At 43.3% G+C, this 372-nt stretch carries 1 protein-coding gene; it reads right to left on the minus strand.

All coding sequences use genetic code 11. The features are described 5' to 3' along the window. On the minus strand, positions 1–372 hold a 372-nt coding region (locus tag KH400_RS22350), incomplete at both ends, for an aminotransferase class V-fold PLP-dependent enzyme (RefSeq protein WP_217228387.1).

The following is a 372-nucleotide window of genomic DNA, read 5'->3' on the forward strand; positions in this document are numbered from 1 at the left end:
TCTGTGTACCTGTAATCAATCCATCAATTTTCCATTCATCCGTTTTCACTTCTGTTCCAGCCACTGTTGCAACAGCATCAACAATAAGCAATACATCCAATTCGCGACAAGCAAGGCCTATTTCCTCTAAAGGCTGCATTCTTCCCGTAGATGTGTCGCCATGAACCATTGCTACCACTTTTGGACGTACCTTTTTAATCTCAGAGATTATCTCCTCTGGGTCAAACACACTTCCCCAGTCACAATAAATAGCATGAATTTCCGCCCCGCAGCGCTCTGCAATTTCAGTTAATAAACCGCCAAATCGTCCAAAAGAAGGGATGAGAACTTTATCTCCTTCTTCTAGGACACTGCAAAGCATTGCTTCAATCC

Origin of the sequence: Desertibacillus haloalkaliphilus (assembly GCF_019039105.1) — a bacterium.
GTDB lineage: Bacteria > Bacillota > Bacilli > Bacillales > KJ1-10-99 > Desertibacillus > Desertibacillus haloalkaliphilus.